At 45.3% G+C, this 14128-nt stretch carries 8 protein-coding genes; 4 read left to right on the plus strand and 4 right to left on the minus strand.

Annotated elements, in window-relative coordinates; translation table 11 throughout:
- Positions 1–291 precede the first annotated feature (291 nt).
- Entirely contained in the window at positions 292–414 is a 123-nt protein-coding gene (locus JL57_RS25800) for a hypothetical protein (RefSeq protein ID WP_034144770.1), read from the plus strand.
- A gap of 24 nt (positions 415–438) precedes the next feature.
- Here JL57_RS25800 and JL57_RS25805 read toward each other — a convergent pair whose 3' ends face one another.
- The 3 genes from JL57_RS25805 to JL57_RS35565 form a co-directional block, all read right to left on the minus strand.
- Positions 439–4065 (minus strand): SwmB domain-containing protein, encoded by a 3627-nt coding sequence (locus JL57_RS25805; protein ID WP_034144771.1) that lies wholly within the window; start codon positions 4063–4065, stop codon positions 439–441.
- Positions 4049–5806 carry an adenylate/guanylate cyclase domain-containing protein gene (locus JL57_RS25810; protein ID WP_291300571.1) on the minus strand — a complete coding sequence of 586 codons (1758 nt, stop codon included), beginning with the start codon at positions 5804–5806 and terminating at the stop codon, positions 4049–4051. The genes JL57_RS25805 and JL57_RS25810 overlap by 17 nt, the downstream gene beginning before the upstream one ends.
- 100 nt (positions 5807–5906) lie before the next feature.
- A complete protein-coding gene (locus JL57_RS35565; RefSeq protein WP_291300572.1) occupies positions 5907–8108 on the minus strand; it encodes a cell wall-binding repeat-containing protein in 2202 nt (733 codons plus the stop codon).
- Positions 8109–8342: 234 nt separating this feature from the next.
- Between JL57_RS35565 and JL57_RS25820 the strand changes: the two genes are divergently transcribed.
- The 3 genes from JL57_RS25820 to JL57_RS25830 all read left to right on the plus strand — a co-directional run bounded on the left by JL57_RS25820 (position 8343) and on the right by JL57_RS25830 (position 11895).
- Positions 8343–8690, plus strand: a complete 348-nt coding sequence (locus JL57_RS25820; RefSeq protein ID WP_034144773.1) for a DUF3307 domain-containing protein — start codon at positions 8343–8345, stop codon at positions 8688–8690.
- A gap of 72 nt (positions 8691–8762) precedes the next feature.
- Complete coding sequence (locus JL57_RS25825; RefSeq protein WP_034144774.1) at positions 8763–9899, plus strand: HD domain-containing phosphohydrolase; 1137 nt, start codon at positions 8763–8765, stop codon at positions 9897–9899.
- A 79-nt stretch (positions 9900–9978) separates the two neighbouring features.
- On the plus strand, positions 9979–11895 hold the full coding sequence (locus tag JL57_RS25830; protein ID WP_291300573.1) for a cell wall-binding repeat-containing protein: 1917 nt from the start codon (positions 9979–9981) through the stop codon (positions 11893–11895).
- A 282-nt stretch (positions 11896–12177) separates the two neighbouring features.
- On the opposite strand, the gene JL57_RS25835 is transcribed toward JL57_RS25830, so the two are convergent.
- A complete protein-coding gene (locus tag JL57_RS25835) occupies positions 12178–13569 on the minus strand; it encodes a pyruvate carboxylase subunit B (RefSeq protein WP_045691673.1) in 1392 nt (463 codons plus the stop codon).
- Positions 13570–14128: the final 559 nt, after the last annotated feature.

A 14128-nucleotide genomic window follows, 5' to 3' on the forward strand; every position in this document is an offset into this window, starting at 1 on the left:
ATTTGACCACTTCATTTGTCAACCTTTTAAAAATCTAAATGGCTAAGATCGCAGAGTTATGTTTTTCATCCTACTTTAACTCTAATTTGGGAATATCTTTTCATGAATAGTTACAAAAGAACGAATTCTGTGATCATAACCTTTTAGAGAACGGATTTGAGTCTTTTTTTGTTGAAATTTAGAATTATAAGCTCTAATTTAGCAAAGCTTTCATGCTGGTTCAAGAAGGAATAAGCATGTCAGTGCCCGAATAGCATTAATAGTACCAAAATATGTTAGGAGTGAAATTGTATGCCATGGAAGCAATATAAAGAATCCCCGTTTCATTTACCAACTCGCCAAGAGATTTTGATAATTGCAGCTTCGGCAGTAATCTGCATAATTGTGATTGCTTATTTCGCTCTGACTACTTAACATAAGTAATCTATAATCTCAACATCAAATCATTGCACTGCACCGAGCCCTTAATCTAGGGGCTTTTTTGTTTTTCTTTAAGTCGAAGTCGGAAGAGCTAGGGAAGTCTCCTCGCTGCCAGGTAGGGACAGGGTCTCCAACATCTGGAGTATCTATCCCTTGATCCGTAATAATCACAACAAAGTGGTCACTCGCAGAACTCTTGATGGTCACCCTAACCCTACTGATCGCCCCGTTTGTCGTGATCGGAGTAACGGCTGCCGAAAGTAACAATTCTGCCGCGAAATCTTTTTGAATAAGGCTACTTTCCCCTAGCCCAAGATTCGTTACTGTGACCCAAATACTCCCAGCGTCATAGCCCAAGTTGAGGCCAGACACTGTGGTCGAGTTTTCAGCTTCATTCACAGTCGCTTCTCCTAATAAACTACCGCCTATCGGTGCGTCATAAATTCTTAATAAATCCCCCACCGCTAACCCTCTGACCGTTACACTGTCCTCAGCATCCAAGTTAGTAGTCACATCAATATCCTCTTCCAGAGGCGGTGTACTGCCTGCTAGTTCTTTCATGAGTGTGAGATCGATCTCATGGTTCCCTTCACTGGTAAAGTAAACTTCCGTCGCTAAATAGGGATTCAACGTCATTCTATCCGGACCCGCGTACCAACCAACAGGGAAATATCCCTCTAATGAATTGAGATGATAGAAAACACGGTAACCCTCTTCAGCAGATTGATTGGCAGGCAGCGTTAAAAAATAAGGCGTGGAGGACGTACTTTTTTTAATGTTCACCTTCGTCCAAGCGTTATAGTCATTTCCCTCCGTATTAAGATAAACATGAATATTCCTCAAGGCCACGGACCCTTCCGGTAATGAGATTACTCCGGCTATAACCCGCGAGGATGGTCCAGCAAAAAAGCGGTCACTGGGCATACCTCCAATATTATTTGCGGTTTGAACTAAATAATAGTCTAAGTCGATCAGGTCAGAGAAATTCCCTTGCCCATTGGCATCCAAGCTAAGGGGTTCACCGTATTGAGTAACCTCTCCCCATCGATAGAGTTTTACTTCCGCGCCAGCAATACCCTGAACAACTACATTATCACGGTTAACAGTAAACCTGGGCGGAGACGGAATAACGAGCTCTGTTTCTGCAGCCCCGGTAACCTCACCTAGGGCATTCTTCACAGCACCGCGCACAAAATGGATATCGATAGTATCACCTGTGCTGAAGGTATAGGGCTCTGACAGTGTTAAGCTCAAACTCTGACCAAAATCACCGTTTGTCTCCACTGTTGGCATAACTTCTTGTCCCCAAGCAATCTCGCATATTCCTAAACCTATCGGGTTCTCAGGATTCGCCGTAGGATTAAGAATAATTTGTGACCCTTTGATAACTTGGTCCACAGCTTGGAGGGATAATGTTTCCGCACTCAGTTCACTATTATAGAAATACACCGTAATTTCCTGAACAGTCTCCGTGCCAGGGTTATTCATAACTACCCTGGGCCCCGGCAAAAAATCAGTTAAAGCTGAGCGATTACTAAAATCCCGAACACTATTTCCTTCTAAATCCCGGATGTGGTAAGGTCCTACACTATAGGAGATCTTTACGTGGTCATTCTTACGGATTGGTTGCTCAAGGTCTAGGTAAAGGGATTTATTATCCACGGCTACGCTTAGAACATTGATCCGAGTGCCATTCGAAGTGATAGAAAAATCAGTTGTCTCTGGTTTAGAACTACTATGAAGACTCTGATCAAACGACAATTTGATTTGTGTACCATCTGACGAGACCGATTGACTCAGAAGATTAACAGGATCCTCCCTCGACAAAACGGCATAAATGGAGAAGTGATTAACTTGGGCCACCACCGTTCCATCTCGGACGGCAGAGTCTTGGTAGTCCCACGCTGAGCCATTAAGATAATAAACCCCCACTTGCGCTGGGTCTACATCTCCATTCAAGGGCATGATTAAACTAACAGGCGCTTCTAATAAACCCGTCCCCATTCCACTGAGTGTAAAATTAACGGCTCCACCGGCCAGGGCCATCCCCTCAGGAATACTCTCCCCTACCGAGGACGATACATCCTCTGCTCTGACTTGCGCGCCAGACGGAATGGTTAAATCACCAAAGTCAAGGTTTACCCCATTTGTAAATGTGATCGGCTGACCTTGAGATATGGGTACTAATGCCGACAGGGGAGCTGAAGCCACGGAAATGGTGTAGATCATTGGCGTGTTATTCTGTGCGGTCATCACAATTCGATCGTTGTTCAGCACTGGATCATGTACTCCCGAGGTATCCCAGCTCTGATGGCTCTCACCTTTCGCCAAGTTGGCTAGAAAGCTAGCGCGGCTTGTCGCATAAGACACATTACTAATCGTACTTGAACTTACTAAATAATTAGTGGATAATACCGTCGTATCGCTACTACTGCTACTGCCACCACTGTTCGAACCGCCTCCCCCATTGCTCGGGTCCGGTGTAGTAACCGGCGGGAGCGGTGGTGTTGGAGGTGGCGCAAGCGGAGTTGGGGGCGGCGGTACTGACCCCGCACTTGGCGGTACACCTACAGCCTGATTTCCGATATCCTCAATCTCTTCCTGACTCACTCCAGCCTCTTCAGCTGTTTCTACGACTTCAGTCCTTAATTGCTCAGTCTCAGTTCTCAGAGTCTCTGTCGTTGATCGCAACTGATCGAGAGACTGATTATTTTCGACCAAAACCTGGTTAATCTCTTCTAACTTGTCCGACGTCTCCAGACTAGCCATAAACTCCTTAGAAAAACTAGTTAACTCGTCTAATTTATAGGACGTTCCAACCGCACTTTTAATATCCTCCACATTTCCAGTTTGGCTGAAGGCCTGCTGTTGCTCTTTCGTTAGTATGACCAATTCCTTCGTCCGTTCCAGAATATCATTGATTAATTGCACTAAGATTTCGGGTTGAGTAGTCTTGATTAATTCCTGAGAGCTGATCACTTGCTGATTGGGCAAAGGCTCGCTTAAAGAAACTAACCTTAGGGTCCGACCCATCGTTACGAGCTGGATCGGGGCAGCCTGCGTCGCTTCGATATTTTGCGAGACTCCTACCACCCCATCGATCACATCCCCCTGAGTAGAGCCATTTTCAGGATTAACACTGACCAAATACAACGTACCCCGCACACCCATTACTGCCGTGGGTGTCTCCACTTCATATTCATCATCCAGATTCACAAGACTTTTCACTTTACTCCAGACACTACCCGCCCACAATTGCAGGGAAGATTGCTGCCCTTGTGACGAGGCTGAGCTGCCGGTTTCTGAAAGCACAGAGACCCCCACCCTATCACTGGTGGTTAAGCGTTGAATATTTAAAGTGGAATTAGACCCTAGCGTTGCCTCTGTACCATCAGGGTAGATGAGTTTGGCCATTCCCGCTTTACCCGTGCGCAGCCAGTCTCCCTGAACCAGCTCCATTCCATTGACAGCGGGCAACTCGCGCAGCCCGCCCCCTTTCTTAACGATGACCTCTCCTTTGACCCCGCTCAGGATGACCGTCGGCTGGGCAGCAGAAACCTCCTGAGGGGAAAGAATGATCATTTGGCTAAAAAAGAAGAGGAAAACTAACACTGAGGCAGTTAGAAATTTATACTTTAGTTTCATCGAACTCTCCCTCTACTTGATAAATCTCGACTAGGCTTTGTTTTCCTTTGACCTTAATAGGCTCTAAAGCAGTGACTTGAAATCTCTCTTTGACCCGTTCATAGGTCGCCTTACTAATCAGGATCTGCCCTGGTTTGGCATTTGACTCCAGCCTAGCCGCTAAATTTACCGTATCCCCAATCGCCGTATAATCTAGGCGTTCCTGAGAGCCAATATTCCCCACGACCGCTGGCCCTGAATTAATCCCTATTCCAAAGCTCACTGAACGGCCATATTGTTCCTGCAGGCGCTTCGCCAGGTTACCTGACTCTCGTTGCATTTGTAGGGCCGCCCGAATCGCTCTTTCTGGGTGGTCTTCTTGCTCAATCGGTGCCCCAAAGATGGACATCACACCGTCGCCGATAAACTTATCGATGGTCCCTTCATAAGCAAACACCGCTCGCGAACAGAGGTCTAAGTAGTCATTGAGAATCTTGATAATATCCTCGGGTTCCATCGCTTCCGATAGGGGAGTAAAGCCACGGATATCGACAAAGATCAAGGTGATATCTTTGCGAACCCCACCTACTTTAATCTCTTCCTGAGAGGCCAGGAGTTCTTGGACCACTGCTTTCGAAACATAGCGACCGAAGATCCCAGTGACTCGTCCGCGCTCTTTCCGCTCTTTAAGGTATTGAGAAACGACAGAAAAGATATATAAAGCGATTATTGTCAAGACGGGATATAGATAGGGAAGTAAAATCTTGAACGACTGGAACACCAGAACATGGGCCACAAGATAGGTTCCTAAAAACCCCATCATAATCAGGATGGACCACTTAGCACGCACCCGTTCCATGCTCAAATATGCGCCCAGCCCAAGCCCAAAAATCAAGGCGATACCCACAAGTGGAGTTGCCCTAGTATAAACCTTCCCATCCAGCAAACTCTGAATGATATTGGCATGAATCGCCACCCCATACATTTCTAACTTTTTACTCGCAGGAGTGTAATACGCATCGTCAAGACCCAGAGCATAAGGTCCAATCATCACCACAGACCCCGCAAAATGGGCGGGACCCACCTCTCCACTTAGGACCTTAGTAATGAGGATCGTCTCGATCCTTTGATCGAGTGGCTTTGTAGCATAGGAAAAAAAGAGTTCATGTTGAGGACCCGTCCCCAGGGAAGTGTCACCCTGTAGCCAGCGGTTATCCTCAGTCCAGACTAACTTGCGTTCTGACGGCAAAAGCAAATTCGCCAATCTCACACTAATAGCCGGAACTCGAGTTTCAGCACTTGAAATTCCCAGCATCACCTTACGCACCACCCGATCATCATCCTCAATCACATTGATATGCCCGGTTTGTTGGGGGTCAATGGGAATCACGGGTTTTTGTAAGCGTTCTACGATCACCTGATGGTCCACTTTTCTGGTCTGAAAATCAAAGTACACTGGGAGAAAAACATGAGGATAGGTTGCGACTACCTTCGCCAAAGCCTGATCTTCCTCCGGATTTTGACTCTTATCACTGTAAAAGATGTCCGGCCAAACAGCAAGGGCACCGTTGGCCATAAGCTTGTCGCTTAATTCCGCTACGATGTTGCGTGGCCAAGGCCATTTTCCGACTGCGGCAAGGCTCTGATCATCGATGGCCAGAATTTTGATTCTCGGATCAACGTCCCTCGGTTCGATCGTCACACGATCCGTAAAACTACGCTCCGCATTATAAAGAACTTCCTGATAGTAAAAAAACGACATCACTGAGAGGATGATTAAAACGGCATAAATCTTTCGGATAGCCCACCACTCCCCTATTCAACTTCTTTAATAAGTCGTTCGTCCTAAAGCTTACTTACGGTTACCATTTAAGCAGTCGAATCAAATTATTGAACTGATCGACAATCAAAAGGTCACCCTCTCGACTGATCTTGACTGCCACCGGGCTATCAAATTGCACTTGTTCCGGAAATCCATTTTCCTTGCCGTGCAGACCATTTCCCGCTAACGTCTTGACCACTCCTAAAGGGCTGATCTCTCGAAGCCGATGATTATACGTATCCGCCACGTAAACAGTACCCTCCGCGCTGACGGCAATCCCACTGGGAAAATGGAATTGAGCATTTAGGCCAGGTCCATCCTGGAACCCGCCCTTATAATAAGTCGTGTCCACAATCGGAGTGCTACCTGATCCAGCCAGCGTCGTTACTTCCCCCTGGGGAGAAACCACCCGAATCCTTTGATTCCCCGTGTCGGCTACATATAAGAAACCTTGAGGTCCTAAAGCCAGGCCGGAAGGCTCGTTAAATCGTGCCTGTTCTCCTTGTCCGTCCGCATAGCCACCAAAGAGCCAGTTATTCCTCATCTCGTACCCACCGCCCGCTAGAACCGACCAATTCCCATTTCTATCAACCTTCAAAATCCGATGATTTAAGGTTTCCGTGACATAAAGATCTCCCTTAGTCCCCAGTACGAGATCTGACGGAGCCTTTAATCCCTTCACTAAAGTTGTCACTTGACCGGACTTATCAATCACGCGAATGGCACCATTGGCAGAATCCGCGACAAAAATCGTTCCACCGTCATCGACAACGAGCCCCTTAGGCTGATTAAAGAGGGCTTGTGTCGCTGGACCATCTTGAAAACCACCCACCGACATGCCATAGTCATCCTTAGCCGTAGTAGCACCCGCAACCGTACGAACACTCCCGCCAGAGATAGCCCGAATTCTGTGGTTCTGGGTATCCGCTACATAGACCGTTCCATCCTTAGCTTCGGCAATTCCCGAAGGCATGGCAAATTCAGCCCTCTGGTTTTGACCATCCAGATAGCCGAGCCTCCCCGAACCCGCCAAGGTTTGCACACTCGGTTGATTAGTGATGGATCCTCCGTAGTTCAAAATGTAACTCACAACAGTCATCGTTTTGTCTGAGATAACACTCGAACCTCCTAAGGCCGTAACCGCTGCTCCCTGTTGAATCCCCCTTTGGTTACGCTCAAAATACCCCATCAGTAAATCGATCGTTTCCTGAGGCAGCAAGTCATTGACCAAAACCAAGGGAGCCTCGTTTTTAGCAGCAAGTACTGCACCCGTGAGAGCATCCGGGAAATTCTCTCCTGAGGCTAGATAAATATGAGGAATTGGAATACCGCTTCCCTCGTTTTGCCAAGAGGCATTAAAATTACTCGTCAGGGCATTAAGTTGGCCCATGGTTCCATAGCGATTGTCTCCACTAATCCGGGTTAATCCGTCAGGTGCCAGCCGTTTGACCTGGGATTTAAGTTGCAGTAAACGTTCTTCCGGGATCACGGCCGTTCCTCCCACCACATGGAAGGTTTGCTTTAAAGTGTTATCGCCGGGTAGGGAATTGAGATACTGAATGATCGAATCCGGGATAGCACCCTTAGAAGGTACTAAAATCAAGGGAATCCCGCCCAGAGAAGGCGGCAGCGTTTGACCCTCCGCCTTAAAGTAATTCGATTTATCCACACTGACATACCCAGTTGTCGCTGCCAGCACAGAAGCGGACAAGGCATCTGGGAAATTATCTCCTTGGACAAGGTAAAATTCAGATCCATCATGCTGAAGTTCTTGAGCAATGGCTAAAGCCGTTTCATAACGATCATACCCAGCAATCCGGTGCATGTTTTCGCGCTTAAACCCTAAGTTCTCCAGAGCAGTGAGAAACTGATCAGGAACCGCCACCGTCCCCCCGAGTATGTAAATATGCCCGTTTGGCTTGAGGTGTGCTTTAATATAATTAAAGGCTTCCTGACTTAATTCCGGCGTACTCTCTAACAAGAGAAGGGGGCCCTGTTTTTGGTGAGCTAGAGGCACGCCCGCCAGCGCATCGGGAAAATTACTTCCCGTTGTTAAGACCACATTATCCACAATGCCTGGGAACATTAAGGCAATTTGAGCCATAGTCTGAAACCGTGTGTTACCATATAACCGTTCGAGTTGGTTCGTCGCTTGACTGGCAAAAACAAACAAGGGTTGTAAAACCAAGCAGGCACTCAGGCTAATCAAAAGAAGAACATGACGATAAGAACTTTTTTTCACGAATATCCCTGCTTTCTTAAGCTTACTAAAGCTGTCTAATTTGAGAATATTCATCATTAATTAGAAAAATCCTGCAATTTTAGGGAGTATTACAAAATAATCTTAAATAGCAAAAAAAGCAAGGGTTGAATCTTGATGATCCGCGAGATAGCCTAAGAATATATACAAATTTTAACGAAAATGATATTATGACGATGAAAATAATGTCAATTAAAGAAATGAGGGCTGCCGAAATTGAGTCCTTTTGATTACTTAATATTAGCCCATCTTCTGGGGGATTTCCCCCTCCAAACCAGTTGGATGGCCATCAATAAAACAACCAAGTGGTTCCCCTTGATCGCCCATTCCCTACTCTATACGGCTACCCTAGGAGTTATTGCCTTCTTTGGCTTTGGCGGTCTAGCATGGTGGCAACTCCTGGCCATCTTTTTAGCCCATGTCCTCCTGGACCGCCGTAGGTTCGTCACTTGGTGGATCACTCAGGTCATGCGCACCGATCTCTCTAAAAATCAGTGGCTCGGCATTATGGTCGATCAAGTTTTTCACGTCACCCTCCTGGCCCTCATTTTGCAGATATCCTAAATATTGACTCCGCGACCACAATTTCTAAAGTGGTGAGCCCCTTCTAACCTACTGTCGAAAGGAGTACTTCTCATGCACGAACTCCAAGATCTTGAGGTTAAGCTAAAAAAAGACCTGGCGCCGGAGCAAATGTTACGCATCATCTTTCATTACATATCCTTAATCGCCCCAGAAAAAGATTTAGACCGTATTTTGCTCTATATGGCAGACATGGGTCGAGAACTAATTCTGGCGGATCGTTGCACCCTATGGCTCCATGATAAGGAGACTCATCAGCTTTGGACGAAAGTCGCCCATGGCGTAAAAGCCTTAACTATGCCCGAGGAAGCAGGCTTTGCAGGCTACGCTTTGAAAAATAATAAAAGCATCCTCATAGAGGATGCCTATCAAGACGCGCGTTTTAACCCAGAAGTTGATCTCCAGACAGGTTACCATACAAAGTCTGTCCTCGTAATCCCGATCCAAAATCAGCACGGAGAAAACATGGGTATCTTCCAAGCCATTAATAAATTGACCACTGAGGGAGTATTTAATTATCAGGACATGCACCTCTTAACCCTCGCCGCGTCCTATAGCGGCAAGGCTCTAGAATCCGCCATGCTGAATCAGGAGATAGAGCAAACTCAAAAGGAAATCATCTATCTCATGGGCGAAATCGGAGAAAGCCGTTCTAAGGAAACCGGCAACCATGTTAAACGCGTCGCAGAATACTCTAAGATCCTCGCACTTCGCCTAGGCATGAGCCCCGCAGAAGCCGAGCTGATCAAAATCTCTTCTCCCATGCACGACATTGGTAAAGTCGCCATTCCCGACGCCATCTTAAAGAAACCCGGCAAACTCACAGATCAGGAATTTACTGAGATGCAAGCACATACCATCATTGGCAATCAACTTCTGAAAAAATCCAACCGCCAAATTCTGCAATCCGCAGCCATCATTGCCCACCAGCACCATGAAAAATGGAATGGTACCGGCTATCCCCAAGGCCTCAAAGGAGAAGAAATTCACATCTACGGTCGCATAACAGCCCTTGCTGACGTGTTTGATGCCCTAGCCAGTGATCGTTGCTATAAGCAAGCCTGGGAAATCGACCGGGTCATCAATCTCTTCAAAGAGGAGCGTGGTGTGCAATTCGACCCCCACCTCGTCGATGCCTTTCTGAACTGCCTAGAAGAAATCCTCGCTTTAAAAGAACAATACGCGGATTAGGAATTACGCTATTTTTTAAATATAAAGCAGGATTTAGTCAATATTTCGAGAAAGTTATACGTAAAAGGAGGCGTACACTTTGAGGATTACTTTCTCGATGACGAAGAAATACTTTTTCCTAAGTCTTTTCCTGATTAGCATCTTGATGTTGGCCTACCCGCCTAAAGCTAGCGCTTCTACCTCGACCGACAGAATTGCAGGCTATGACCGCTATCAAACAGCCGTTGCCATCAGTCAAAACGGCTGGCCGGATGGGGCAGATTCGGCAATTCTCGCCTTCGGAGAGAATTTTCCAGACGCCTTAAGCGCTGGACCATTAGCCCATAAGTATAATGCCCCCATATTATTGACCGGTTCCTATGGTTTAAATAGTGACACTGCTGCCGAATTGAAACGCCTGAAGGTCAAAAACGTCTACATTGTTGGCGGGTATGCAGTTGTCTCGGGAGAAGTCGAAAATCAACTTTCCTTAATGAATATCACCGCTAAGCGAATAGCCGGCCCAGATCGCTATGAAACAGCACTCCTAGTAGCTCAAGAAATCGGTGTCAAAAAAGGGGTTATCGTAACCAGCGGTACGAATTTTCCGGATGCCTTGTCCATAGGTCCCATTGCCGCAGCCAATGAGATGCCCCTTCTCTTAGTACCTCCTAATGATCTGACTTCAACACAGAAAGATTTCTTAAGTAACAATAAAATCCCCCTGATTGTCATCGTGACTGGCTACTCTGATCTTAGCGATAACGTGATCAATCAGTTTCCGAATCACGAACTGATTTACGGCCCAAACCCTTATGATCGGAATATCAGCCTGATTAGACGATTTGCAGACAGTCTAGATTTAGACACTCTTTATATCTCGACCGGTGAGAACTTCCCAGATGCTCTTGCCGCCTCTGCCTTAGCTCAAAAGGGGAAAAACCCCATCATCTTGCTTCAAGGAAACTCCATTCCGTTCTCCAGCAATTCCTTCCTTAGTTCTAAAATCATCTCCAAACTTAAGATTTTGGGTGGCACGAGTGTCATTGATTTCTCGACTGAATCCACACTCCGGAGACTGCCAGCCGAGATTAAGTCAGTGACCGACATCACGGATAGTGTTCAAGAACAACAAAAATACGAACCACCGAAAACCATCACAGTTACCAAAACCAATGGCTTAAATGAAGAGGTCCCCGTAACTTGGAGTCTTTCCTCCGTGCACACCCTTCGTGCCGGGACCTATCAATTCGAAGGCACCTTAAAAAACTATAATGGTCATGTTTACCTTAAATTAACGATCTATCCAAAAGTGACGAAAATAGACAATATAAGCGCAGAGATCATTCTCGGCGATTCCTATGATTTCCCGGATAAGGTGACTGCAACCATGAGTGATGGCAGCACAGAGACTCTTCCCGTTACTTGGAGTAGTAATATTATCCCTATCAATAAAGTTGGCACTTACCAATTTCAAGGAACGATTGATGGTTTGACTCAAAAGGTCAGCCTATCCCTTAAAGTTTCCGAAGATGCCAAAATAAATTTCCCCGATCTAGCCTTAAAAGAAGCCATTGGGTATAAATTGAAAAAGGATAGCGATGAGACGATCTATAAGAGTGATGTTATGGATATCACCTCGTTAGATGCCCGCAGTGAAGGGATCACGGACTTGACCGGGTTAGAGTATTTGACCAACTTAAAAACCCTTGATCTCGGTAATAATCCCCTCCTGAAAGTTTCTTCACTAGCCAAGCTAACTAATCTTAAAACCTTAAAGATGACGAATACTCGACTGAAGGATCTCACTGCCCTAAAAGGTCTAACCTCCCTCACCTATCTTGACGTATCCGATAATAATATTAAGGATTTTACGCCCTTGAAATATCTGACCAAATTAACCACCCTTTATCTGAAGTATAACGAACCTTTAGTTGAGATCCCTGGTTATACGCCTGATTATAGCCCAGTCCGCTCCTATTATAAAAATCTAACCCGCAAGGACTTCAAGCTATAACCCTGAAGCAGACATGAAAAATCCCCCTCATCTATACGCAATGGGTGAGGGGGATTTTCGATTTTGTTGCTAGACTAGACTGCCTACGCCACATTAATTACATAAACAATACCAATCAAGACCGAGGCCAAGGAAATCGCGGCTAAGATTATATAGTAATTCTGTTTCTTATAATTGAGTTTATGCCATGGCAAGGACATCACTAGCTACCCCTTTCAACTGAAACGAACTTCTAGTGATATTTTATTACATAAAGCGACAATTATCAACGGAAAAATACACCTAACCAATCCTCCGCTGGGAAACGGTTTCTGAGGCTGGTGGAAAACTATCCATGCCATTTTTCTTTTTGATAAACTCTTCGGCAATTTGCGGGAACAACAAATAAGTTAGGACATCTTCATCGCTAGAAGTAATATCCTTGAGCTGTTCTTTGGCCTTTTCAAAAGCCGGCTCTAAGGTATCGGCATAGCGTCCTGCTAAAGGTTGTTTCTTGCGCAGAGCTTTTTTAGAAACTTCTTCGTTAATAGGTCCTGGCACCTTGCCGTATTCTCCCATGAAGTAATTAATAACTTCTTTAATAACCACCTTATACCGTTCACCCGTTAAGACGTTAAAGACAGCTTGAACTCCAACAATCTGGCTAGTCGGAGTTACGAGAGGGGGATAGCCGAGGTCTTTGCGAACCTGAGGGACTTCACTAAGCACAGCCTCCAACTTATCAAGAGCATTACGATCTTTAAGTTGGGATATTAGATTAGATAACATTCCGCCAGGAACCTGGTAGAGTAAACTTCCTGGTTGAGGAGTAAGTAATTGACTATCCAGTAGTCCAGAGGAGATAAATTCTTCTCTGAGAGGCTTAAAGAAGTCATTCACCGTTTTCAATTTAACAGCATCCAAGCCAGTAGTATAACCAGCATCCTCTAAGGCGAAATGCATGGTCTCAGTAGGAGGTTGGGATGAACCACTGGAGAACGAAGAAATAGCACAATCTATCCCGTCCACACCAGCCTCGATAGCTTTAAAGTAGGCCATTTCTGCCAGCCCATTATTACAGTGGGCATGTAAGAAGATCGGTATTTTAACCGTTTGCTTTAAGTCCTTGATGAGATCAAAGGCCACCTGAGGCATTAAAAGGCCCGCCATATCTTTGAGACAGATAGAGTCTGCCCCCATTTCCTCCAGCTGTTTAGCCAAGTTCCGGTAATTCTTAACATCATGAATAGGACTCACTGTATAGACAATGGTTCCTTGGGCATGGGCGCCTTGTTTCTTGACTTCATCCATAGCGACTTGAATATTATTCAAGTCATTAAGGGCATCAAAAACACGGAGAATATCAATACCGTTAGCCACAGCGGCCTTGACAAAGTTTCGGACGACGTCATCAGGGTAGTGTTTATAACCCAGGACGTTTTGGCCCCTAAGCAGCATTTGTAAGGGAGTTTTTTTCACAATCGCCTTTATTTTTCTCAGCCTATCCCAGGGATCTTCATTTAGGTACCTTATACAGGTGTCAAAGGTTGCTCCTCCCCAACATTCTAAGGAGTAGTACCCGACCTTATCAAGCTCCTCGAGAATAGGAGCAAATTGTTCGAAAGCCAACCTTGTAGCGATTAGTGATTGGTTGCCGTCTCTTAAGACGGTTTCTGTAAAATTAATTTTTCTCATGTTTCTCCACCTCATAAATCTTTGCAAAGTTATGACGCTAATTAGATTTTAGTGATTATTCAGCCAACATACATCTATGCTAGCATAAACTCATTAGGTATTTCAAGAAGAATACAATATTCATGGATACAAATATCTACAAAATGTCGAATATTGAACAAAGGGGATTCTAACCCCTTCATTTTTGCAGAAACAGAGAAACCATGATTGGTTTCCCCTGTTTCTAGTATCCTAAAGCTCTTAGCTTAAATAACTTCGATAACCTCGGTTAAGTTATCAATCTTTTTTTCCTTGACGGTTTTAACAAGGTTTTTGTTTCTGGCGATGACTCTAATCATTCCCTTGGAATTTTTAACTGATCTAACAATACCTGCAATCTTATTAAGCAGCGAGTCAGGCAATGTTTCTATTGAGCCAAAATTCAAAACGACTTTTAAAGGCTTGACAAACATTAACCCTTGAACCGCCTGCATGAGCATAGCAAAGCTTTCTTCGGTGAGACTTGGAGAAAGCCTGATCTGAAACGTGTTATCAGCGTTTTCAATGATAAACGGGGCAA

Source organism: Desulfosporosinus sp. BICA1-9 (assembly GCF_000802135.1).

Bases quoted from the DNA above. Each gene is read 5' to 3' on its own strand.
- JL57_RS25800 (WP_034144770.1), top strand. From the start codon at position 292: ATGCCATGGAAGCAATATAAAGAATCCCCGTTTCATTTACCAACTCGC.
- JL57_RS25810 (WP_291300571.1), bottom strand. From the start codon at position 5,806: ATGTCGTTTTTTTACTATCAGGAAGTTCTTTATAATGCGGAGCGTAGT.
- JL57_RS25825 (WP_034144774.1), top strand. From the start codon at position 8,763: ATGCACGAACTCCAAGATCTTGAGGTTAAGCTAAAAAAAGACCTGGCG.
- JL57_RS25835 (WP_045691673.1), bottom strand. From the start codon at position 13,569: ATGAGAAAAATTAATTTTACAGAAACCGTCTTAAGAGACGGCAACCAA.
- JL57_RS25805 (WP_034144771.1), bottom strand. From the start codon at position 4,065: ATGAAACTAAAGTATAAATTTCTAACTGCCTCAGTGTTAGTTTTCCTC.